Annotated in this window: 12 protein-coding genes; 7 read left to right on the forward strand and 5 right to left on the reverse strand. The window is 69.4% G+C overall.

Annotated elements, in window-relative coordinates:
* Positions 1-7: 7 nt before the first annotated feature.
* Complete coding sequence (locus tag METUNV2_RS0104165) at positions 8-10,591, forward strand: two-partner secretion domain-containing protein (RefSeq protein WP_018228248.1); 10,584 nt, start codon at positions 8-10, stop codon at positions 10,589-10,591.
* 10 nt (positions 10,592-10,601) lie between these two features.
* Here METUNV2_RS0104165 and METUNV2_RS0104170 read toward each other — a convergent pair whose 3' ends face one another.
* The 5 genes from METUNV2_RS0104170 to moaA are packed head-to-tail and all read right to left on the reverse strand — an operon-like array spanning position 10,602 to position 15,269.
* Positions 10,602-11,522, reverse strand: a complete 921-nt coding sequence (locus METUNV2_RS0104170) for a helix-turn-helix transcriptional regulator (RefSeq protein ID WP_018228249.1) — start codon at positions 11,520-11,522, stop codon at positions 10,602-10,604.
* A 1-nt stretch (position 11,523) separates the two neighbouring features.
* Positions 11,524-12,759 (reverse strand): molybdopterin molybdotransferase MoeA, encoded by a 1,236-nt coding sequence (gene moeA / locus METUNV2_RS0104175; protein WP_018228250.1) that lies wholly within the window; start codon positions 12,757-12,759, stop codon positions 11,524-11,526.
* On the reverse strand, positions 12,756-13,364 hold the full coding sequence (gene mobA / locus METUNV2_RS0104180) for a molybdenum cofactor guanylyltransferase MobA (protein ID WP_018228251.1): 609 nt from the start codon (positions 13,362-13,364) through the stop codon (positions 12,756-12,758). The genes moeA and mobA overlap by 4 nt, the downstream gene beginning before the upstream one ends.
* Positions 13,361-14,179, reverse strand: a complete 819-nt coding sequence (locus METUNV2_RS0104185) for a formate dehydrogenase accessory sulfurtransferase FdhD (RefSeq protein ID WP_018228252.1) — start codon at positions 14,177-14,179, stop codon at positions 13,361-13,363. The genes mobA and METUNV2_RS0104185 overlap by 4 nt, the downstream gene beginning before the upstream one ends.
* Position 14,180: 1 nt before the next feature.
* Complete coding sequence (gene moaA, locus METUNV2_RS0104190) at positions 14,181-15,269, reverse strand: GTP 3',8-cyclase MoaA (protein ID WP_018228253.1); 1,089 nt, start codon at positions 15,267-15,269, stop codon at positions 14,181-14,183.
* Positions 15,270-15,333: 64 nt separating this feature from the next.
* On the opposite strand from moaA, the gene METUNV2_RS18885 reads away from it, so the two are divergent.
* The 6 genes from METUNV2_RS18885 (at position 15,334) to METUNV2_RS0104220 (ending at position 22,540) form a co-directional block, all read left to right on the forward strand.
* On the forward strand, positions 15,334-15,852 hold the full coding sequence (locus METUNV2_RS18885) for a DUF3305 domain-containing protein (protein WP_232415604.1): 519 nt from the start codon (positions 15,334-15,336) through the stop codon (positions 15,850-15,852).
* A complete protein-coding gene (locus tag METUNV2_RS19330) occupies positions 15,842-16,513 on the forward strand; it encodes a DUF3306 domain-containing protein (RefSeq protein WP_232415605.1) in 672 nt (223 codons plus the stop codon). Before METUNV2_RS18885 ends, METUNV2_RS19330 begins: the two co-directional genes overlap by 11 nt.
* A 65-nt stretch (positions 16,514-16,578) precedes the next feature.
* Positions 16,579-18,675 carry a 4Fe-4S binding protein gene (locus METUNV2_RS0104205; protein WP_018228256.1) on the forward strand — a complete coding sequence of 699 codons (2,097 nt, stop codon included), beginning with the start codon at positions 16,579-16,581 and terminating at the stop codon, positions 18,673-18,675.
* A complete protein-coding gene (locus METUNV2_RS0104210) occupies positions 18,672-19,328 on the forward strand; it encodes a TorD/DmsD family molecular chaperone (RefSeq protein WP_018228257.1) in 657 nt (218 codons plus the stop codon). The genes METUNV2_RS0104205 and METUNV2_RS0104210 overlap by 4 nt, the downstream gene beginning before the upstream one ends.
* A 64-nt stretch (positions 19,329-19,392) precedes the next feature.
* On the forward strand, positions 19,393-19,593 hold the full coding sequence (locus tag METUNV2_RS0104215; RefSeq protein WP_018228258.1) for a hypothetical protein: 201 nt from the start codon (positions 19,393-19,395) through the stop codon (positions 19,591-19,593).
* A 16-nt stretch (positions 19,594-19,609) separates the two neighbouring features.
* A complete protein-coding gene (locus METUNV2_RS0104220; RefSeq protein ID WP_018228259.1) occupies positions 19,610-22,540 on the forward strand; it encodes a formate dehydrogenase subunit alpha in 2,931 nt (976 codons plus the stop codon).
* Positions 22,541-22,563: the final 23 nt, after the last annotated feature.

Genomic DNA, 22,563 nt, shown 5'->3' on the forward strand with positions numbered 1-22,563 from the left:
GTCCGCAATGAATCGAGATCGCTACCGTCTGGTGTTCAACGAACTGATCGGCGCCTGGGTGCCGGTGGCCGAGAACGTGTCCGCGCGCGGCAAGCGCAGTGCGGGTCGTGTCCGTCGCGCCGCGCTCGCGGCCGCGCTGTCGCTCGCGTTCGCGCCGCAGGCCCTCGCCGCCGGCGCGCTGCCGGTGGCGGCGCAGAACTTCGTTGACGCGCGGCTGCCCGGTTCGGCCACCGTGTCGCAGACCGCGAACAATATGGTGATTCACCAGACCGGCAACGCGGTCATGCTGAACTGGCAGAGCTTCAATATTGGTCGCGGCAATTCGGTGCACTTCGACCAGTCGAGCGCCGCCATGCGGGCGATCAACGTGGTGGCGCCGGGCGGTCCGCGCAGCGAGATCGATGGCGCGCTGACCGCGAAGGGACAGGTGTTCATCTTCAACCAGGCCGGCATCCTGTTCGGCGCCAATGCGCAGGTGGACGTCGGCGGCCTGGTCGGCTCCACGCTGAAGCTGAATGACGAACTGCTGGCGCGTGCGCTGAATTCGCTCGGCGCGCAGTCGCCGGCCTTCGCGCTGTGGGACGACGCGAACCGCGCCGGCCTGCCGACCGGTGACATTGCGGTCGCGCCCGGTGCGCGCATCGTCGCTGCGAAGAACGGCCGCGTGCTGCTGGCCGCGCCGAACGTGAGCAATGGCGGCCGCATCGAGGCGGAAGAGGGCCAGGTGGTGCTGGCTGCGGGCGAGAAGGTGTATATCGCCGATCCGCTGGACAGCCGCCTGCGCGGCTTTCTGGTCGAGGTCGACAACGGCGGCAAGGTCACGACCGAAGCCGCCAGCGAACTGCTGTCCGATCGCGGCAATGTCACGCTGGTCGGCCTGAACATCCGTCATGCCGGCGCCGCCCGCGCCACCACCTCGGTCACGCTGAACGGCACCGTGTATCTGAAGGCGCGCGACAACGTGGCCGCGCTCGACAGCGACGCCATGTTCCCGGACGCGGCACGGCTGGCCGACGGCGAATCGGTGCCGGTGGGTCAGCGTACCGGCCGCATCGAACTGGCGGCCGGCAGCGTGATCGACGTCAGTCCGGACAAAGCGACCCGCGACGTCACCGTGCGCGACGACGCGCTGTTCCGGCCTTCGGAAGTGAATCTGTACGGTCGCCAGATCGTGCTCGAGGATGCCGCGCCCGGCGCCGCCGGCGCCACCATCCATGCACCGTCCGGCACGCTGCGCATGACCGCTCACCGCGATCGCGGCGTGGACAGCAATCCTGCGGTGACGCCGTCGGTGTACGTGGGCGCCGGTGCGCGCATCGACCTGTCCGGTGTCGATGCGGTGGCGGACGCCGACCGCGAAATCGTGCGGGTCGAACTGCGTGGCGACGAGGTGAAGGACGCGCCGCTGCTGCGCGACGCGGAGTACGGCAAGGCGCTGTTCGGCAAGGAAATGTGGGTGGACACCCGCAAGGGCACCCAGCTGTTCGACGTGTCCGGCTACATCGGCGGCATCGAGCGCACCATCGACGAGAAGAGCGTGGCCGGTGGTCACTTCGTGCTCGCCTCCGATGGCGACGTGCGCATGAACGGCGGCAGCAGCGTGGACCTGTCCGGCGGCACCGTCACCTATCGCGCGGGCACCGTGGGCTACAGCGTGGTGCGCTCGGCGGACGGGCGCAGCCAGTCGGTCGAGGACGCGAAGGCAGACCGCATCTACACCGGCGTGGCTGACCGCACCCGGAGCGTCGCCAGCGTGGTCGAAGGACGCGACGCCGGGCGCATGGACGTGAGCGCGTCCGGCATGGTGCTGGATGGCCGCATCACCGCGACCCGCACCATCGGCCTGACCCAGCGCGAGCTGGGCACGCGCTGGGTGGCGCCCGGCGTGAGCCAGACCGTCGGCGTGCCGCAGGCCGGTCAGCTGCTGCTCACGCTGACCAATGGCGACGCGCCGCAGAACGTGCGCTTCGTCAATGGCACGGCCTCGCGCACGGTGAGCGCGACGTCGCCGCTGCCGGACGAACTGTGGCTGCGCAGCGACCTGTTCGCCGGTGGCGGCATCGGCGTGTTCAGCCTGCAGGGCGCCGGTCGCGTCACGCTGCCGCAGGACGTGACGCTGGACATCGGTGCCACCGCCCGGCGCGATGCTGCGAGCGGCAAGTGGACCGACGGCAGCCTGTTCGATCTGCATGCCACCGCCTTCGACATCGACGGCACGATCACTGCCGCCGGCGGTGACGTGAAGCTCACCACCGACGCGCCGGACGAAGGTCTGCGCCTGTCGGAACGCAGCGTGCGCTTCGGCCAGCAGGCGTCGATCTCCACCGCCGGCCGCTGGACCCGCGATACGCGCGATGGCGCGCCGCAGTACCTCGCCTACGACGGTGGCAGCGTCACGGTCGACGCGCGCGGCAATCTGGTGTTTCCGGACGGCGCCCGCATCGACGTATCGGCCGGTGGCGGACGCACGCTGGACGGCAAGATCCATCTCGGCGACGCCGGCAGCATCGCGCTGCTGGCCGGTTCCCGCCTCACCAGCGCGTCCGGCGAGAGCGGCACGCTGGGTGACTACTTCGGCACCCTCACGCTGGGCGGCGCGCTCGGCGGCTACGGCGTGAGCTGGCTGGATCGTTCCGGCGGCAGCGGATCGCTGGCGCTGCGCAGCGCTCGCATCGCCTACGACGGGCAGACCTCGGGTCAGCGCGACGGCACGCTCTACCTGTCGGACGCGCTGTTCACGCAGTACGGTTTCGACGACTTCACGATCGATGGCGGCAACGGCGTCACCATCGGCCGCGCCGATGGCGGCGCGGTCAGCTTGGCGCCTCAGGTGGCCACCCGCCGGCTGGACAGCCTGCCCGCCGCGTCGCGCGATTCGCTGGCCGGCGTCGGGCGCGCCGCAGTGCTCGAACGCGAGCGCCGCGATGACGGCGTGGACCTGACGGTCCGTGCGCTGTCCAACACCAGCGGCGCGGTCCGCGTGCTGGCCGGCGCCCGGGTCGAGGTCGATGCCGGCGGTTCGGTCACGCTCACCGGCAACCGCAGCATCGAAGTGGCCGGCACGATCACCGCGCCCGGCGGCTCGATCACGCTGGACCAGGTGGCGCCGGGCACGGTCGATACCGCCGAGGGCGACTACTACACCGGCGCGTCTGTGGTGCTCGCCGGCAGCGCGAAACTGGACGTGAGCGGCACCTTCGTGCGCACGCCAGATCTGCCCTACGCCGACGGCGAGGTGCTGGATGGCGGCCGCATCACGCTCGCTGCCCGCCGCGGTTACCTGGCGGTGCAGTCCGGTGCCCAGCTGCGTGCCGACGGCACCCGGGCCACGCTGATGCAGCGCAGCCTGGGCGGGCTGACCGGCACGGTCATCGACAGCAACGGCGGCCACATCGCGCTGAGCGCGCGTGAAGGCCTGTATCTCGATCCGCTGCTGTCGGCGCGCGCCGGCGGTGCGGCCGCGGCCGGCGGCTCGCTGTCGGTGCGGCTGGAGCAGGCCGGCTACGCCTGGCTGGATCCGCTGTCCATCGATCCGGCGCTGACCGGGCCGCGCACGCTGACCGTGCGCCAGTCCGGCGCCAGCGGCGCCGATGCTTTCCTGGCGGGCGTGGCGCCCGATGCGTCGCGCTTCGCCGGTCGCGGCACCTTCGTGCTGAGCAGCTTGGCCGGCAGCGGCATCATCGACGTCGAACTGGGCGCGGTCGGCACCAGCGCGCACGGTTCGGTGGCGTTCGACGGCGACACCCGTCTCGACATCGCCGGCCGCCTGGACATCGATGCCGCCAACATCGTCGGCCGCAACGGTGCCGACGTGGCGCTGTCCGCCGCGGTGATCGACTGGCACAACCGCGGACGCGACCAGAAGGACCACGCGCAGGCCACGTCGCGGGCGGCCGGCGACGGTGCGCTGTCGCTCAATGCGGACCTCATTTCGGTCACCGGCAATCTGGCGGCCAGCGGCTTCGGTACGGTGGATCTGAACGCGGCCGGCGATCTGCGCGCCGGTGCCGCGCCCGCCTACTTCGCCGAGGGCGGCACGCTGGCCACCAGCGGCAATCTTACGCTGACCGCGGCCCAGGTCTATCCGACCACCGCCTCGAAGTACGCTTTCGAAATCCAGAACAATGCCCAGGGCGTGCTGACGGTGCGCCCGTCGGGCCGTACGCCGGGCGTGGTCTATTCGGCGCTGGGCGACCTGACGCTGGCCGCGCCGCACATCGTGCAGGCCGGCCGCGTGGTGGCGCCGATGGGGCAGATCCGCCTGCTGTCGCAGAACATCACCCGCACCGGCGGCAGCATGGCGTCGGCCACCCGCACCGGTGCCATGGGCGGCACCGTGGACCTGAGCGCCGGCAGCGTGACCTCGGTGTCGGCGGCCGGTCTGCTGCTGCCCTACGGCCAGACCACGCTGAGCGGACAGGAGTGGGTCTATCTGATCAGCGGCATGGACCCGCTGGCGCTGGACGCGACACCGCAGCCGGCGATCACCCTCAACGGCGACCGCGTGAACGTGGCGGGCGCCCGCGGCGATGCGCCGGCGGCACGGGTCGATCTGTCCGGTGGCGGTGACCTGCAGGCCTGGGAGTGGATTCCGGGTACCGGCGGCTCGCGCGACGTGCTGTCGGCGGCCGAAACGAAGGACACTTACGCCATCCTGCCGTCGCTGGGCAGCGGCTGGGCGCCGCATGACGCGGCGATCTACGCCGATGACGCAAACGGCCTCAAGGCGGGGGATGCAATCACGCTGATGGGCGGCATCGACGGCGTACCCGCCGGCACCTACAGCCTGCTGCCGGCGCGCTATGCGCTGCTGCCGGGCGCCCTGCTGGTGAAGGTGTCGCGCGACAGCCAGGACGTGGTGGCCGGCCGCAGCGTCGTGACCGCGGACGGATCGGTGCAGGTGGCGGCGCGTGATGCACGCATCACCGCCACCGGCAACGCCTCCGGCGGAAAGAACTATGTGGCCCGCCTGTACACCTCGGAACAGGTGGGCAAGCTGGCCGAATACACGCTGTCGAAGACCGGCGACGTGTTCGATGACGGCCGCAGCACGCAGGACGCCGCGCGCCTGTCGCTGCAGGTGGGCAGTGCGCTGCAGCTGGCCGGCGTGCTCGACACGGCGCACGCCGCCAGCGCGCGCGGCGCACAGGTCGATATCGCGGCGCATGCGCTGGCCGTGCTCGGCGGCGGCGCGCAGGCGCGCGCCGGCGAGGTCGGCATCGATGTGGCGCAGCTCAATGCGCTGAATGCCGAAAGCCTGGTGCTGGGCGGCACCCGTACCGGCCGCGATCCGGCCACCGGCGCGAGCGGCCTGGATCTGCGCGACCAGAACGACAGCGGACTGACGCAGTACGGTGCGTCCAGCGTGCGCATCGACACCCGCGGCAGCGTGCTGTCGGCCCCCGATGTGGTGGTCGCCGCACGCGACGCGGTGACGCTGGAAGACGGCAGCCGCATCGCCGCCAGCGGTGCCGCACGGCCGGAGGTGCTGGCCGTGGTCGGCAGCGGTGCCGACGCCGATGGCGCGCTGCTGCGGGTGAGCAACGGTGACGTGGCACTGCCGCTGCGCGAGGCGCCGGCTGGACAGCGTGGCACGCTCACGCTGGGCCGCGATGCCCGCATCGAAGGACGCAGCGTGGTGCTCGACAGCACGCTGGGCACCGAAAACGTTGGCGCCGTGATCAAGCTGCCGGATGCCGGTGGCGCGCTGGCGATGACCGGCTCCACCATCAGCGTCGGCGAGGTCGATGCCGGTGTCGGCGGACTGGTGTTCGACACCGCCGCGCTCGCGGCGCTGGGCAACCCGGCCAGTCTGACGCTGAAGTCCTACGGCAGTCTCAATCTGTATGGCGACGTCACCCTGGGTTCATCGGCGCTGCAGACCCTCACGCTGGACGCGGTGGGCATCGGCGGCTACCGGGACAACGGGGGCAGCCAGCGCATCGTGGCGCAGAACGTGGTGCTGTCGAACAGCGCGGGCAGCGCCCGCGGCGCGGACGCGTTCGCAGCCGGCCTCGACGGCGGCACGCTGCAGATCAGCGCCGGCACCCTGTCGCTGGGCGACACGCCGGCAGCCAGCCCGGGCACGAGCGGCTTTGCGATACGCGGCTACGACGCGGTGAAGGTCGATGCGAGCGGCGCAGTCATGCTTGCCGGCCAGGGCCAGTACTCGGTCGATGCCGCGCGACTCGACCTGACGACGCCGCGCATCGCGGCCCGGACCGGTGCCGAGGTGCGCATCGACGTCACCGGCGGGCTGGCGATGGACAGCGGCGGCGCGGCCGCGACCCCGGGCGGCGGTGGCGTGGGCGCATCGCTGGCCGTGACCGCGCGCGACATCGTGGTCGATACGCTGATCGACCTGCCGTCCGGTCGCGTGTCGCTGCAGGCTGAACAGGATGTCAGCGTAGGCGGCCGCATCATTGCCGCCGGCGTGGCGAAGGACTATCTCGGCCGCACCGTGGCGACCCCCGGCGGCAGCGTGGTGCTGGCGTCGCGCACCGGCGATGTGGACCTGCGCACCGGCGCACTGATCGACGTATCGGCGGCCAGCGGCGGCGAGGCCGGGTCGGTGTCGCTGTCGGCGCCTCAGGGCGACGTGCGTGTCGCCACCGGCACACTGAAGGCGGCGTCGGCCGGCGGCAGCGCCGGTGGCGAGTTCTCGCTGGATACGCATGACGCGGCCTCGCTTGACGGCATGGTGGCGGTAACCGGCGACTTCACCCGCAGCTGGTCGGCACGCGTGCGCACCGGCGACACCCGGATCGACCGCACCCTGACCGCGCGCGAGATTGCGCTGTCGGCCGACGCCGGTTCGATCACCGTAGGGGGAACGCTGGACGCGTCGGGCGTCGACAAGGGCGGCCGCATCGAACTGACGGCCCGACCGGTCGCGTCTTACGTGGCCGGCGCGAGCGAAGGCGCAGGCAATGTGGTGCTCACTTCGAACGCGCGCCTCGATGCCCGGGCCACCGCCTGGGTGGCTGCCGCCCAAGGTTCGGCGGGCGAGGGCGGTACCGTCATCATTGAAGCCAGTCCGTTCAGCGCCGGCGGCGAAACCGGCACCGCGAAGGGCGGCGTCGTGCGCATTGCCGACGGTGCGCGCATCGATGTCGGCACCCCCTCGAAGACCGTGGATGGCGTGGTCACCGACAGTGCCGCGCGCCAGGGCGAAGTGACGCTGCGCGGCGAGCGGGTCGGCAACACCACCGTGGCGGTGCAGGGCAATGTCGGTGCCGCGGTGAGCGGGGCACGCAACGTATTCATCGAGGGCACGCGCATCTACGCCGGCAGCACGCTGGACATGGCGACCGCCCACACGCATTCGAACAGCTTCATGAGCAGCGGCAACGTGTCGGCCCTGCGCAGCGCACTCGGCCTGCCGGCGGCGAACCCGGCGTCCGGCACCCAGTTCCATGTGCGTCCGGCAGTCGAGTTCCGCACTGGCGGCGATTTCGCGATCGCCGCCACCGACCTGGCCACCCGCACCTATCTGGGCGGCACCGAAGCGGGCACGCTGACCGTGCGGGCCGGCGGCAACCTGAACGTGAATGGCACGCTGTCGGACGGCTTCGGTGCGCTGGCGACCGGCAGTACGACGCCGGTGCTGGGTGCGTTGACCAGCAGCGGCCTCACCGCCAGCCGTTTCAATCTCGGCACCCGCGATACCGCGTGGTCCTTCCGCCTGGCCTCCGGCGCGGATACCGCGGCCGCGCACGCGCTGTCGCTGCAGGAGGGCGCCGTGCTCGACGCCACCGGCAAGGGCGATCTGACCGTGGCGGCCAACGCCCAGGTGCGGACCGGCGCCGGCACGATAGACATCGCTACCGGCCGCAACCTGAAACTGGCGGGCGCGAAATCGGCCATCTACACCGCCGGCTATCAGGACGCGCGCGGCGCCGCCTTCGACGTGTCCACCCAGCTCAATGTGGCGGGCTCGGGCAACCGGCGCGCCGAGTACGCCACCAACGGCGGCGACATCCGCATCCAGGCGCAGGGCAGCGTGAGCGCGCCGGAGAGCACGCAGTCGGTCGGCAGCTGGCTGTTCCGTCAGGGCCGCCTGGCCGACGACGGCTCCGGCACGCTGGTGTCGGGCAGCGCCGGTTCGCTGCGCAACCCGACCTGGTACGCGCGGATAGACCTGTTCGACCAGGGCATCGCGACCTTCGGTGGCGGCGACATTTCGCTGCGTGCTGGTGCCGACATCCGCAACGTCGGCGTGTCGACCGCGACCAGCGGCCGGCTGTTCGGCGACGGCGGCACGGTGCCCGATCCGGCGAACCTGAAGGTGCTGGGCGGCGGCGACATCGCGGTGGCGGCGGGTGGCGACATCGGCAGCGCCAGCTTCTACGTCGACCGCGGCACGCTGCTGGCGCAGGCCGCCGGTGGCTTCGGCAGCGCACGCAACAATGGCGCAGGGTCGGTGCTGGTGCTGGGCGACGCGTCAGCCACGCTGCGTTCCGCCGGCAGCATCCAGCTCGAAACGGTGGCCTCGGCCACGATGGGCCGTCAGCTGGCGGCCAGCATCACCGGCAGCCGCGAAAGCTATTTTTCGCGCTATGCCAGCGACAACCGGGTCGATGTGCTGAGCTACGGCGGCAGCGCGACCCTGGGCAATACCCAGAAGCCGTGGGGGGCGCTGGATCTGTGGGTGGGCACCCGGCCGCTGCTGCCGGCGTCGCTGTCGCTGGTCGCCATGGGTGGCGACGCGTCGGTCGGCAACGGCATGGTGCTGATGCCTTCCACCCGTAACGACGTGCTGCTCGCCGCGCGCGGCAGCCTGACGCTGGCGACCGCCGACGGCGGCGCGAGCCAGATCAAGATTGCCGACATGGCGCCGTCCGCGGTGCCCTCCGCGTTCAATCCGGCGGTCAGCGTGAACGACCGTGCGCTGGACCGCCTGCTTGGCACCGCGCTGGTGGCTGGCAGCCTGGCGCACGACGCGACGCTGAACGAGGCGCGCGTAGTGACGCCGGTACGTCTGGTGGCGGAGGACGGCGACATCACCGTGCCTTTCGGCGGTTCCGACCTGCTGCTGGCACTGTATTCGCCCCAGCCGGTGCTGGCTGAAGCGGGGGGCGACATCACCAACCTGACGCTGCGGGCGCAGCACTTCTCGACCAGCGATCTCACCCGCATCCGCGCGGGCGGCAATATCCGGTTCAGCGCGGTGGAGACCGCCGGCGTGCCGAGCGGCGACGTGTCGGAAGGCATACAGGTGGGTGGCCGCGGCAAGCTGGAGGTGATTGCAGGCGGCAGCGTCGAACTGGCTAATTCATTCGGCATCGTCACCCGTGGCAACTACGACAATCCGGCGCTGCCGGAAGAAGGCGCGTCCATCCTGGTACAGGCCGGCGCAAGCCGTTTCGACGGTGCTGCGCTGAGGGCGCTGATGCTGTCGGTGCGCGGTGGCTCGGGCAACGATCCGTTCGACGCGGTACTGCTGAAGGAAACCGGCGCTGCGTCGGTCGAGGACTTCCTTGCCGCCGCTGCGGGCGACGACACCGCCCGTCAGACGCTGAAGGCGGACGTGATCCGGGTGCGCAACGAAGAACGCGCGCGCATGCTGGATACGCTGCAGCGCCTCGACGGCGCCATCGTGAGCTGGATGCGCACACAGCCGGGCAACGGTGACGCCACCGACGCGCAGCTGATCGCGCACTTCGACGCACTGCCTGCCGCGGTGCGCGATGGCTTCTACGACGCGCAGCGTCCGCTGCTGTCGACGCTGCTGAACCAAGGCATCCGGTACGCCGGTCGCCTGGGCGACCTGCTGTCCGCCGGCAAAGACGGTTTCAAGCCTGGTTATGACGCGATCGCCGCCGCCTTCCCGGGCAGTGGCCGAGGCGACATCAATCTGTTCGCCAGCCAGGTGAAGTCGGAACAGGGTGGCAATGTCGATCTGATGGCGCCCGGCGGGGCCATCAACGTCGGTGTGGCCGGCTCGGGCGCGACTGCGGTGGCGCCGTCACGGCAGGGCGTGTTCGCGATCGGCGCCGGCGAAATCAATGCGATTTCGCGCGACGACTTCCAGGTCGGACCGTCACGCGTGTTCTCGATGGGCGGCGGCGACATCCAGATCTGGTCCTCCTCTGGCAACATCGACGCGGGCCGTGGCTCCAGCACCGCGTCGGCCACGCCGCCGCCGCAGGTGGTCATCCGCGGCGATCTGGTGGTACTCGACATCAGCGCCTCGGTGTCCGGCTCCGGCGTGCGGACGCTGCAGAAGTCGCCGGACATCGACCTGACGAACACCGACCTCTACGTGTTCGCGCCGGACGGTGCGGTGATCGCTCAGGACGCGGGCTTTGGCGGACCGAACGTGTTCGTGGTGGCCGAGCGCATCGTCGGCGACAACTTCAAGGGCGGTCTCAGCGGTAGCGTCACGGTGGCGCCGGCGACGGCACCTGCTCCGGCCGCCGCACCGCCGGCCGAGAGCAACAAGGCGGCTGCCGATGCACAGGGCCCGACGGCGTCGGGCTCGCGCAGCGAACGCGAGCGCAACTCCATCCTGACCGTCGAGTTGGTCGGGCTGGGCGATAGCGCGACCGGATCGGGGTGCCGCGAGGGCGACAAGGACTGCGCGAACTGAGTATTCGGGGTCAGGCTGCGCCGCCGTCGCTGCGCAGCCGCCCCAGCGGCGCCAGATCATAGCCACCCAGCCGTTCGGCGAGGTCGCGGCTGTCGTCGCTGGTCAGTTCGGCCAGCAGCTGCTGCAGCAGGGCGCGGAAGTAGAGGGTGCGTGGCATGACGAGGTCGAGCGCTTCGCTGCCCAGCGGCAGGAAGTGCAGATTGAACTCGCCGGCCGCGGCGCGTGTGCCCGGTGCGCAGTCGCCGGCACCGCTGGCGACCATGAAGGCGGCTTCGCGTTCGGTGGCGGCGGTCTGCACCGCCTCCGGCGCGGTGATGCCGGCGGCGGCACAGGCCTGGGTGAAGAAATGCTGCGAGCCTGCGCCGGGCCCGCGCTGTATCAGTACCGGCTGGCGTGCGAACAGGTCCTGCAGGGTGGTGACCGGCGCCAGCGTGCGCGACAGCATGACACCCTGTTCGCGTAGCGCCAGCTGCACCATGACCCAGTTCGAACTGCCGGTGTATTCGCGCAGCAGCAGCGCGTGCCGGCGCGTGGCGTGCTGTGCCTCGCCCCAGTGGATCGGGCAGGCATTGGCACGACGCTGCGCGAGCAGCGCCAGGCCCTTGCGCGTGCCGCAGGGGCTGTAGGCGATCAGCGTGCCGTCGTCGGCGCGCTGCGCCAGCCGGGCGATGCTGTGCGCCAGCCAGGGGTCGTCGCTGCCGGCAATCAGCAGACGGTCGGCCAGTACGCCGCCGTGGGTGGATTCGAGCAGCCAGTCGTCGAGCAGCTTGCGCGGGAACAGCCACTTGCCGGTCACCTTGGTGGCCGGGATGCCGCTGTCCTGAATCATCGCGTACAGCGTTTTCTCGTTCAGGTGCAGGTAGGCCGCGGCCTCGCGCACGGTGAGATAGGGCGACGGCGCGTCCTGCGGAGATTCGCCGTCGGCACTCACCTCAGATCAGCCCTTCGAACGGGATGACGCCCACGGTGTCGCCCACCGCGACGTTGCCGACATGGTCGTCAAGCACGATGACGCAGTTGGCGTCGCACATCGAACGCAGGATGCCCGAGCCCTGTGCGCCGGTGACCGTGGCATGCCAGCGTCCGTCGCGCAGTTCGAGAATGCCGCGCTGGTACTCGGTGCGGCCTGGCTGCTTCTTCATCGTGCTGCCGCTGATCGCGTCGAAGCGGATCGGCGCTGGCACGGGGCTGGCGCCCATCAGCGTCAGCAGCGCCTCACGGGCGAAGAAGTAGAAGGTGACCATGGTGGCCACCGGATTGCCCGGCAGGCCGAACAGCAGCGTGTCGCGGCCGCCTTTGGTGAGCCGGCCGAAAGCCATCGGCCGGCCCGGCTTCATCGCGATCTTCCAGAAGGTGACTTCGCCGAGTGCGGCGAGAATTTCGCGGACGAAATCCGCTTCGCCCACCGACACGCCACCGCTGGTGATAAGGGCGTCCACCTCGCCGACCGCCGATTCGAGCGCGGCCGACAGCGCTTCGCGGGTGTCGCGCGCGACGCCGAGGTCGACCACCTCGCAGCCCAGACGCGTCAGCATCGCGGTCAGCGTGTAGCGGTTGCTGTCGTAGATGCCGCCTTCGCGCGGCGCGTCGCCGATGGACATCACCTCGTCGCCGGTCGACAGCACACCGACCCGCACCCGGCGCACCACGGTCAGTTCCGCCACGCCGAGCGAGGCGGCCAGACCGATGTCGGACGGGCGCAGCAGGCGACCGGTGCGCAGCGCGGCTTCGCCCGCCTTCAGGTCTTCGCCGGCACGGCGGCGGTTCTGGCCGGCCTTCTGGCCGGGCGGAATGATCACCGCGTCGCCGTCCACCTTCGCGGTTTCCTGGATTGCCACCGTATCGGCGCCACGCGGCATGACGGCACCGGTCATGATGCGTACCGCCTGGCCCGGGCCGACCTCGCCGTCCCAGGCGTGGCCGGCGTAGGCGGTGCCGACCACGGTCAGCCGCGTTTCGGCATCGGCCGACAGATCGGCGTGGCGCACGGCGTAGCCGTCCATCGCCGAGTTGTCGTGCGGCGGCACGCTGACCGGCGAGATGACGTCGGCGGCGAGCACGCGGCCGAGCGCGTCGCGTACCGACACGCGCTGCGTACCGCGCACCGTGGCACAAGCGGCGAGGATGTGGGCGCGGGCGTCCGCGACCGGAGTGAAGCGATCAGTCATGAGGCGTCGGGCCGCGCGGCGAGCGCGGCCAGTTCGTTGAGCGTGTTGATGTTGGCGAAGGCGTCCGGGTCGTCGTCGAAAGGCACCTCGACCACCTTGAGCGCCGAGTACCAGAGGTCGACCTTGCGGCCGCCGCTTTCGAGGAATCGGGTCAGACCGGGCAGCACGTGCGCGCGCACCAGGCTGAACACCGGATGCGGCTGGTCGCCGGTGATGGCCACCGCGAGGTCGGCGCCTTCGCGCTCCAGCGCCGCGTGCAGCCGCGCGACCAGGTCGAGCGGCAGGAAGGGCGAGTCGCAGGGGCTGGTGACCAGCAGCGGAGTGGTGCAGGCGCTCAGGCCCGCGTGCAGCCCGGCCAGCGGGCCGGCGAAGCCGGCTATCGCGTCCGCTACCACCGGATGGCCAAAGGCGGCGTAACGCTCGATGTTCTGGTTGGCGTTGATGATGAGTACATCGACCTGCGGCGCCAGACGGCGGATCACGTGGGCCACCATGGGTTCGTCGCGGAAGGCCTGCAGACCCTTGTCCACGCCACCCATGCGGCGGCCGAGGCCGCCGGCGAGTACCAGTCCGGTGATCGCCTCGCTTACGGAGCTTTCCGTCATGCGCCTTCTCCGTCGCGCACGAAGCGCTGCATGCCGGTCAGCAGCAGGTAGTGCTTGCCCTGCGAGCGACCGATCATCGTGATGCCCACCTGCTGCGCGATGTCGTAGCCCATCTGCGTGAGCCCGGAGCGCGACACCAGGAAGGGGATGCCCATCTGCGCGGCCTTGATCACCATTTCCGAGGTGAGCCGGCCGGTGGTGTAGAAAATCTTGTCGCCGCCCTCGACGCCATCCAGCCACATGTGGCCGGCGATCGCATCGACCGCGTTGTGGCGGCCGACGTCCTCGACGAAGTACAGCAGCTCGTCGCCGCGGAACAGCGCACAGCCGTGCACCGCGCCGGCCTGCTTGTAGATGGTTTCGTGCCTGCGCACCACGTCGAGCATTGCGTACAGCGTCGACTCGGTCAGGCGCGCGTCTTCCGGCAGGCGGATGCGTTCGATGTCGTCCATCAGGTCGCCGAACACCGTGCCCTGGCCACAGCCGGTGGTCACCGTCTTGGTGGCCATGCGTGCGTCAAGGTCAGCCACGCCGGCGCGGGTGGTGACAGCGGCGGCGTTCACGTCCCAGTCCACCTGCACCGACAGGATGTGGTCGATGGACGGCAGCAGGCGCTGGTTGCGCAGGTAGCCGATCACCAGCGCCTCGGGTGCGCCGCCCAGCGTCATCAGCGTCACCAGTTCGCGCTTGTCGAGATAGACGGTGAGCGGGTGTTCGCCGGCGATCGCGGTCGGCACCGTTTCGCCGCGCTCGTTGATGGCGGGGATTTCTATCGTGGCGGGGCGTGCGGCGTCGGTCAGTTCGGGTCTGTGCACACTATCCACCGATGTAGGACATCTCGATTTTTCTTGCCGCGGCCGTTTCGGCGGTGCGGATTTCGGAGTAACGGTCGCCGCGCTGCTGCCAGATGGCGCCGATGGCCGAAGCCAGTTCATCGTCGCTGCGGCCCTCGCGCAGCAGCGCGCGCAGGTCGTGCCCTTCGGTCGCGAAAAGACAGGTGAATATCTTGCCTTCGGTCGACAGCCGCGCGCGGGTACAGGACGAACAGAAAGCCTGGGTGACCGACGAAATGACGCCGACTTCACCGCTGCCGTCACGGTAACGCCAGCGCTGCGCGACCTCGCCCGGGTAGTTCGGGTCGATCGGCTCCAGCGGCATGTCGGCGTCGATGCGCGCGATCACGTCGGCACTGGGCAGCACTTCGTCCATCTTCCAGCCGTTGCTCGATCCCACATCCATGAACTCGATGAAGCGCACGATGTGGGCGCTGCCCCTGAAGTGGCGCGCCATCGGCACGATGGCGTGGTCATTGGTGCCGCGCTTGACCACCATGTTCACCTTGACCGGCGCAAGCCCCACGGCGTGCGCAGCGTCGATGCCTTCGAGCACGCGCGCGACCGGGAAGTCGACGTCGTTCATCATGCGGAAGGTCGGATCGTCGATGGCGTCCAGGCTGACCGTGACGCGGGTGAGGCCGGCGTCGCGCAGCGCGCGCGCCTTCTGTTTCAGCAGCGCGCCATTGGTGGTCAATGTCAGTTCGACCGGCAGCTTCGCCAGCCGCTCGATCAGCTTTTCCACGTCCTTGCGCAGCAGCGGTTCGCCGCCGGTGATGCGCAGCTTGTTCACGCCGTGCGCGACGAAGATGCGCGCGATGCGCTCGATCTCTTCGAAACTCAGCAGCTCGGTGCGTGCCAGATAGGGGTAGTCCTTGTCGAACACCTCTTTCGGCATGCAGTAGATGCAGCGGAAGTTGCAGCGGTCGGTGACCGAAATGCGCAGGTCGCGCACCGCGCGGCCGCGCGTGTCGAGCAGCGTACCGGTCGCCGGAATGGGCGTCTCCGGCACCCGCGCGGCGGTGCGGCCGGCAGTGCGGATGTCCAGCAGATGTATGATCTTTTCGCTCATGGGCGGTGCGGCGTGAGCCGTTTTTTCTCCGGCTCCGTTTGACAGAAAGGCAGAGGAAGATTTCGTGGAAACCAGTCCCGTCACCCTCAGATTGGCAGTGATTATGGAACGCAGGGTACTGCACAACAAGTGGGCAGACCATGCCTGGGAAGCGCGCGCGCTTCTCCCCGAAGGTCCGGAAAGCCCTGATGCGCCAAGGGTTTTTGCACAGTCTGCCGAATCGATCCAGTGGCTGTTCCCGCCGCTCGACCTCACGCTCTACACCGACGAGGCCGACAACTATCTGCTCAACGTGACCGCTGCCGAGCCGCGCATCTTCGTCATGTGGCGACCGGACGAGGACTTCGATCCGCCGGTGCGGCCGATGCAGATCAGCGCCAGTTACGGCGAGGCGGCGCGCTGGATGGACTCGGGGGAGAAGGTCGATGGCCTGACCATGCCGCCTGACATGCGCGACTGGGTCGAGGACTTCGCGCGTCGCTTCCAGAAACCGCCGGAGCCGCGCAAGCCGAAGCGCTTCGCGAAGACCGGCGACGGCAACACGCATTACGGCGGGGTGAATGGAGACGGTCGTGAGCGATGATCCGGTCAAGGGCTTCCTCGGCCGTTGGTCGCGGCTGAAGCGGGAGGCCGCCGCCGCCGTTGCCTTGCCGCCCGCACCGCCGGTGGCGACGCCCCCGGAAGAGGCGAACGCGGTCGTGCCGCCCTCCCTCTCCGCGCAGGCGCTGCCGGACGAGGCCGCCGAGCCGCCGCCGCTCGAATCGCTGGGCTTTGACTCCGACTACCGCGCCTTCCTCGGCCAGAAAGTGGACGAGGGCCTGAAGCGGGCGGCGCTGAAGAAGCTGTTCCACACGCCGCACTTCAACACGATGGACGGGCTGGACGTCTATATCGAGGACTTCAACCTGTACGAGCCGCTGCCGGCGTCCATGGTGTCGCAGCTCGCGCATGCGAAGGAAACGCTGAATCCCACGCTGCCGGCGGACTGGCTGACCGCCACCCCGGACAGCCCGCCGACCGGCGACCCGGAGAAGGCCGCCGATGAGCGGGCCGCCGATGCGGTGATCGACGACGAAGCAGCGGATGCCGCGCCCGGCGAGTCCGCGCAGGCAGACGCCGGCGATGCGGAGCAGGCCGCTCAGGGCGGGCAGGGGGCTCAGGGCGCGGAGGCCGGTTCGCCCGGGCCGGAGCCGGACAGGCCGGTGTCGCCCCCGGTTGCCGGAAGTCATTCAGGGTCGGAATAGTCCGTTTCTTTCTCGGGTTCTCTGGCACGAAGGCTGCAAAAGCCTTGCCTGAGGAGCCCGACTGAATGAACAACACACACAAGTCGGTCCGGCTGTGCGATTGCAACGGCACGGTCGAGATCGACATCAAGCGACTGAGTGAAGCGCTGGACGGCGCCGACCCGGCCGTCTTTCAGCTCGCCCACCAGCTGTGCGGCCGCGACGCGGCCGCCTTTGCCGCCTCGCTGGGCGGCGAGGACGCGATCGTCGGCTGTACCCAGGAAGCGGCGCTGCTGCGCACGCTGGCCGACGACGCCGGTGCGGGCGCCGGTCTTGCCTTCATCAACCTGCGCGACATCGGCGGCCGCAGCCCGCGTGGCAGCGATGCGACGCCGGCGATGGCGGCCCGGCTGGCCATCGCGCGTCTGGCCGAACCGGCGCCGGTGCCGGCGGTGAGCTACGACTCGGGCGGCCAGCTGCTGATCATCGGCCCGGCCGGTGCGGCGCTCGGCTGGGCGGCGGAAGCACAGCGACAGTACGGCGAAGACATCGCGGTCAATGTGCTGATCACCGCGCGCGACGGCAGCGAACTGCCGCTGCGCCGTGACTGGCCGGTCGTGAGCGGGCGCGACGTGACGGTGAGCGGCTGGCTGGGCGCCTTCGACGTGAGCTGGTCGCGCGCCAACGCCATCGACCTGGACAGCTGCGTGCGCTGCAACGCCTGCATCGACGCCTGTCCCGAAGGCGCCATCGGCTACGACTACCAGATCGATCCGGACCGCTGCACAGGCCATCGCGCCTGCGTGAAAGCCTGTGCCGACGTGGGCGCCATCGATTTCGCCGCCATCGGCGCACGGCAGAGCCAGCGCTACGACCTGGTGCTGGACCTCAATGACCCGCCGCTGCTGCGCATGCCGCATCCGCCGCAGGGCTATGCCGCGCCCGGTCGCGATCCGCTCGACCAGTCGCTGGCGCTGCAGCGGCTCGCCGGCTTGGTGGGCGAGTTCGAAAAGCCGAAGTTCTTCACCTACCGCAAGTCGGTGTGCGCCCACAGCCGCAACAGCAGGCAGGGCTGCAACCGCTGCATCGACACCTGTTCGACCGCGGCCATCCGCGCCGACGGCGACGGCGTGTTCGTCGAGCCTCATCTGTGCATGGGTTGCGGCGCCTGTGCGACAGTTTGTCCCACCGGGGCCATGCGCTACGCCTACCCGTCCGCGTCCGATGTTGCGGTGCGCATGAAGGCGGGCCTGCAGGCCTGGCGCGCCGCAGGCGGCCAAGCGCCGCGCGTGCTGTTTCACAGCGGCGAGCAGGGCGAGGATCTGCTTGCGCTGACCGGACGCCGGCGCGGCCTGCCCGCCGATGTGCTGCCGGTGGCGGTGCATGACGTGGCGTCGGTCGGGCTGGAGCTGATGCTCGCGGCGCTGTGCTACGGCGCCGCACAATGCGTCATTCTGTCGCACGACGATCAGCCGGATGCCTACCGCGAAGCCACAGCGGGTCAGATCGCGCTGGGCCGCACCGTGCTGGAAGCGCTCGGCTACCCGGGTGCCGCACTGGTCGCAATCATCGCCGACGAGCCGGCGGCGCTGACCCACGCGCTGGGCAGCGTGGCTGCACCGGTGTTCTCCTGTCCGCCCGCCAGCTTTGCGCTGCCGGTCGAGAAGCGCGGCGCGCTCGAGTTCTGTATCGATCACCTGGCCCGCCACGCGGCGCAGAAGGCGGAGGCCATCGCGCTGCCGGCCGGTGCGCCCTTCGGCGCGGTCAATATCAGGAAGGACGCGTGCACGCTGTGCATGAGCTGCGTCGGCGCCTGTCCGGCTTCGGCGCTGATGGACGGTGGCGAGCGGCCGGCGCTGCGCTTTCTCGAACGCAACTGCGTGCAGTGCGGCCTGTGCGTGAATACCTGCCCGGAGAACGCGCTGTCGCTGGAGCCGCGTCTGCTGATCGGCGACGCAGTGCGGCGCGAGCGCGTGCTGAACGAAGCCGAACCTTTCCACTGCATCAGCTGCGGCACGCCCTTCGGCACGAAGCAGATGATCGACGCGATGACCGGCCGGCTTTCGGCGCATTCGATGTTCGCCGGCGGTGACGCGCTGCGCCGGCTGCAGATGTGCGCCGATTGCCGTGTCATCGACCTGATGAAGGCGAAGGGCGGCGAAACCACGGTGTTCGACACATGAGCGCGCACACCACCGAACCGCTGCAGTTCGTGCGCGACCCGGTCAGCGACGAAGATCTGGCTCGCGCCAATCACTACGCGCTGATTTCGCGCCTGTTCCATGCGGCGCCGGACGACGCGCTGCTGGACATGATGGCCGCGTCCGGTGACTGGCTGATCGACGAGGACGCGCCGGCCGTCGAGGCGGTGCGCATGGCCGAAGCATGGAACGCGCTGTGCGGCGCCTGCTCGGCGATGGACGCCGAAGCCGCCGGGCTGGAATTCGACGCGCTGTTCGGCGGTGTCGGCCGGCCGGCGGTCACGGTATTCGGCTCCTTCTATCTGGCCGGCTTCGTCAATGAAAAGCCGCTGGCCGCGCTGCGTGGCGATCTGGCCGAACTGGGCTTTGCCCGCGCGCAGGGCGAGGCGCTGCCGGAGGACCACATCGCCGCGGTGTGCGACGTGATGCGCCTGCTGCTGACCGACGCCAGCCGCACCGCCGCAGACCGTGCTGCGCTGCAGGACCGCTTCTTTGCGCGTCATCTGCAGCCCTGGTACGGCGGACTGTGCGATGCGGTCGGGGCTGCCGCCGGCGCCAATTTCTATCGACGTGTTTCGCAGTACGCACGCTGCTTTTTCGAGGTCGAGAAAGCGGCGCTGAGCATAGACCCATGACCTCACGACAACTGAAGAGCGCCATACCCCGAAACCGGGCAGTCATCACCAGGAGGACAGAGCAATGACCGACAAAGCCAACCTGAAACGACGTCAGTTCCTGCTGACCGCGGGCGTCGGCGGCGTGAGCGCCGCGGCGGCCGTGGTGGCGGTGAAATCGGGCGGCAGCGATGCCGCGAAAACCGACACCGCGGCGAAGGCCGACCAGGGCGGATACCGCCTGACCGAGCACGTGGCGGCCTACTACCGCACCGCCCGCGTCTGATCCGAGGAGAGTCGACATGACACTGACCCGCAAACTCCCGGCGGCTGAACGGGGCGGCCGCAGCGCTGCCCGTCTGGCCCGTCCGGCCCAGACGGCTCATGCTGCCACCTCCGCGCCGCGCACGATGGACCGCCGCGCCTTCCTGAAGCGCTCCGGCATCACAGCCGGTGCAGGCGCTTTCGCGTCCGCACTGCCCTTTTCCATGGTCGGCCGCGCCGAGGCGGCGACCGCCACCGCAGCCGGTGCCAAGGTGGAGGTGAAGCGCACCGTCTGTACTCACTGTTCGGTCGGCTGCGCCGTCGACGCCGAAGTGGTGAATGGCGTGTGGGTGGGGCAGGAGCCGGTGTTCGACAGCCCGATCAATATGGGCGCGCACTGCGCCAAGGGCGCGTCGATCCGCGAGCACGGTCACGGTGAACACCGGCTGCGCTATCCGATGAAGCTGGTCGACGGCAAGTGGGTGCGCATGTCCTGGGACGACGCGCTGAACGAACTGTCGGCCCGACTGCTGAAGCTGCGCGAAGAGAGCGGCCCGGACAGCGTGTACTGGATCGGCTCGTCCAAGCACAACAACGAGCAGGCCTACCTGATGCGCAAGTTCGTGTCGATGTGGGGCACCAACAACTGCGACCACCAGGCGCGTATCTGCCACTCGACCACGGTGGCCGGCGTGGCCAACACGTGGGGGTATGGTGCGATGACCAACTCCTACAACGACATGCAGAACTCGAAGGCGATCTTCTTCATGGGGTCGAACGCCGCCGAGGCGCATCCGGTGTCGCTGCTGCACATCCTGCACGCGAAGGAGAACGGCGCGAAGATCGTGGTCGCCGATCCGCGCTTCACGCGCACCGCGGCCAAGGCGGACCACTTCGTGCGTATCCGCTCCGGCTCCGACATCGCCATCCTGTACGGCGTGCTGCGCCACATCTTCGAGAACGGCTGGGAAGACAAGAAGTACATCGAGGACCGCGTCTATGGCATGGACAAGATCCGCGACGAGGCGATGAAGTGGTCCGCCGACAAGGTCGAGGAAGTGAGCGGCGTGCCGGATGACCAGGTGAAGCTGATCGCCGAAACCATGGCCAAGAACAAGCCGTCGACCGTGGTGTGGTGCATGGGCCAGACCCAGCACACCACCGGCAACGCCATCGTGCGCATGATGTGCAACCTGCAGCTGGCGCTCGGCAACGTCGGCGTGGCCGGCGGCGGCACCAACATCTTCCGCGGCCACGACAACGTGCAGGGCGCGACCGACGTCGGCCCGAACCCGGATTCGCTGCCCGGCTACTACGGCATCGCGACCGGTTCGTGGAAGCACTGGGCCAATGTGTGGGGCGTCGATTACGAGTGGCTGAAGGGCCGCTACGCGTCGCAGGCGCTGATGGAGAAGTCGGGCATCACGGTGTCGCGCTGGATAGACGGCGTGACCGAGAAGAACGAACTGATAGACCAGGACCCGAACCTGCGCGCGGTGGTGTTCTGGGGCCACGCCCCGAACTCGCAGACCCGCGGCAAGGACATGCTGGAGGCGATGAAGGCGCTCGACACGCTGGTGGTGATCGACCCCTATCCGTCGGCCACCGCGGCGATGGCGGCCAGCGCCCGCAAGGACGGCGTCTACCTGCTGCCGGCGGCGACCCAGTTCGAGACCGAGGGCTCCTGCACCGCGTCGAACCGCTCCATCCAGTGGCGCGAAAAGGTGATCGAGCCGCTGTGGGAGTCCAAGCCTGACCACACCATCATGTATCTGTTCGCGCAGAAGTTCGGCTTCGCCGAACAGCTGACCAAGAACGTGAAGGTGAACAACAACGAACCTGATGTTGCGGACATCCTGCGCGAAATCAATCGCGGCACCTGGACCATCGGCTACACCGGCCAGTCGCCGGAGCGGCTGAAGATCCACATGCGCAACATGCAGGTGTTCGACCCGAAGACGCTGAAGGCCAAGGGCGGCATCGACAAGGAAACCGGCTACGTGCTCGACGGCGAGTACTTCGGCCTGCCGTGGCCGTGCTACGGCACGCCCGAGATGAAGCACCCGGGCTCGCCCAATCTGTACGACACCTCGAAGCACGTGATGGATGGCGGCGGCAACTTCCGCGCCAACTTCGGCGTGGAGAAGGACGGCGCCAGCCTGCTGGCCGCTGACGGCTCGGCGTCGAAGGGGGCCGACCTGCAGTTCGGCTACCCCGAGTTCGACCACGTGCTGCTGAAGAAGCTGGGCTGGTGGGAAGAACTGAGCGAAGACGAGAAGAAGAAGGCCGAGGGCAAGAACTGGAAGACCGATTCCTCGGGCGGCATCATCCGCGTCGCGATGAAGAACCACGGCTGCCACCCCTTCGGCAACGCCAAGGCGCGCGCGGTGGTGTGGAACTTCCCGGACCCGGTGCCGGTGCATCGCGAACCCATCTTCTCGCCGCGCGCCGACCTGGTGGCCAAGTACCCGACGCACGAGGACAAGAAGGCCTTCTGGCGCCTGCCCACGCTGTACAAGAGCGTGCAGGAACAGTTCGCCAATGTCGGCAAGGACTACCCGCTCATCATGACCTCCGGCCGTCTGGTCGAGTACGAGGGCGGCGGCGACGAAACGCGTTCCAACCCCTGGCTGGCCGAACTGCAGCAGAACATGTTCGTCGAGATCAACCCGAAGGCGGCCAACGACCGGGGCATCCGCGACAAGGACATGGTGTGGGTGAAGTCGCCCAGCGGCGCGCAGATCAAGGTGCAGGCCATGGTGACCGAGCGGGTCGGACCGGACACCGTTTTTTTGCCTTTCCACTTCGCCGGCCACTGGATGGGCAAGGACCTGATCGACAGCTACCCGGAAGGTGCGGCGCCGGTGGTGCGTGGCGAGGCGGTCAATACCGCGACCACCTACGGCTACGACTCGGTGACGATGATGCAGGAAACCAAGACCACGGTCTGCCAGATCATGAAGGCCTGACGGCGCAACGCAGACACAGGAGA

The sequence above is a fragment of the Methyloversatilis universalis EHg5 genome (assembly GCF_000378945.1).
GTDB lineage: Bacteria > Pseudomonadota > Gammaproteobacteria > Burkholderiales > Rhodocyclaceae > Methyloversatilis > Methyloversatilis universalis_A.

Excerpts from the sequence above, each read along its gene's own strand:
- METUNV2_RS0104210 (WP_018228257.1), top strand. The coding sequence starts at position 18,672 with ATGAGCGCGCACACCACCGAACCGCTGCAGTTCGTGCGCGACCCGGTC.
- moeA (WP_018228250.1), bottom strand. The coding sequence starts at position 12,759 with ATGACTGATCGCTTCACTCCGGTCGCGGACGCCCGCGCCCACATCCTC.
- mobA (WP_018228251.1), bottom strand. The coding sequence starts at position 13,364 with ATGACGGAAAGCTCCGTAAGCGAGGCGATCACCGGACTGGTACTCGCC.
- METUNV2_RS0104165 (WP_018228248.1), top strand. The coding sequence starts at position 8 with ATGAATCGAGATCGCTACCGTCTGGTGTTCAACGAACTGATCGGCGCC.
- METUNV2_RS0104205 (WP_018228256.1), top strand. The coding sequence starts at position 16,579 with ATGAACAACACACACAAGTCGGTCCGGCTGTGCGATTGCAACGGCACG.
- moaA (WP_018228253.1), bottom strand. The coding sequence starts at position 15,269 with ATGAGCGAAAAGATCATACATCTGCTGGACATCCGCACTGCCGGCCGC.
- METUNV2_RS0104215 (WP_018228258.1), top strand. The coding sequence starts at position 19,393 with ATGACCGACAAAGCCAACCTGAAACGACGTCAGTTCCTGCTGACCGCG.
- METUNV2_RS0104220 (WP_018228259.1), top strand. The coding sequence starts at position 19,610 with ATGACACTGACCCGCAAACTCCCGGCGGCTGAACGGGGCGGCCGCAGC.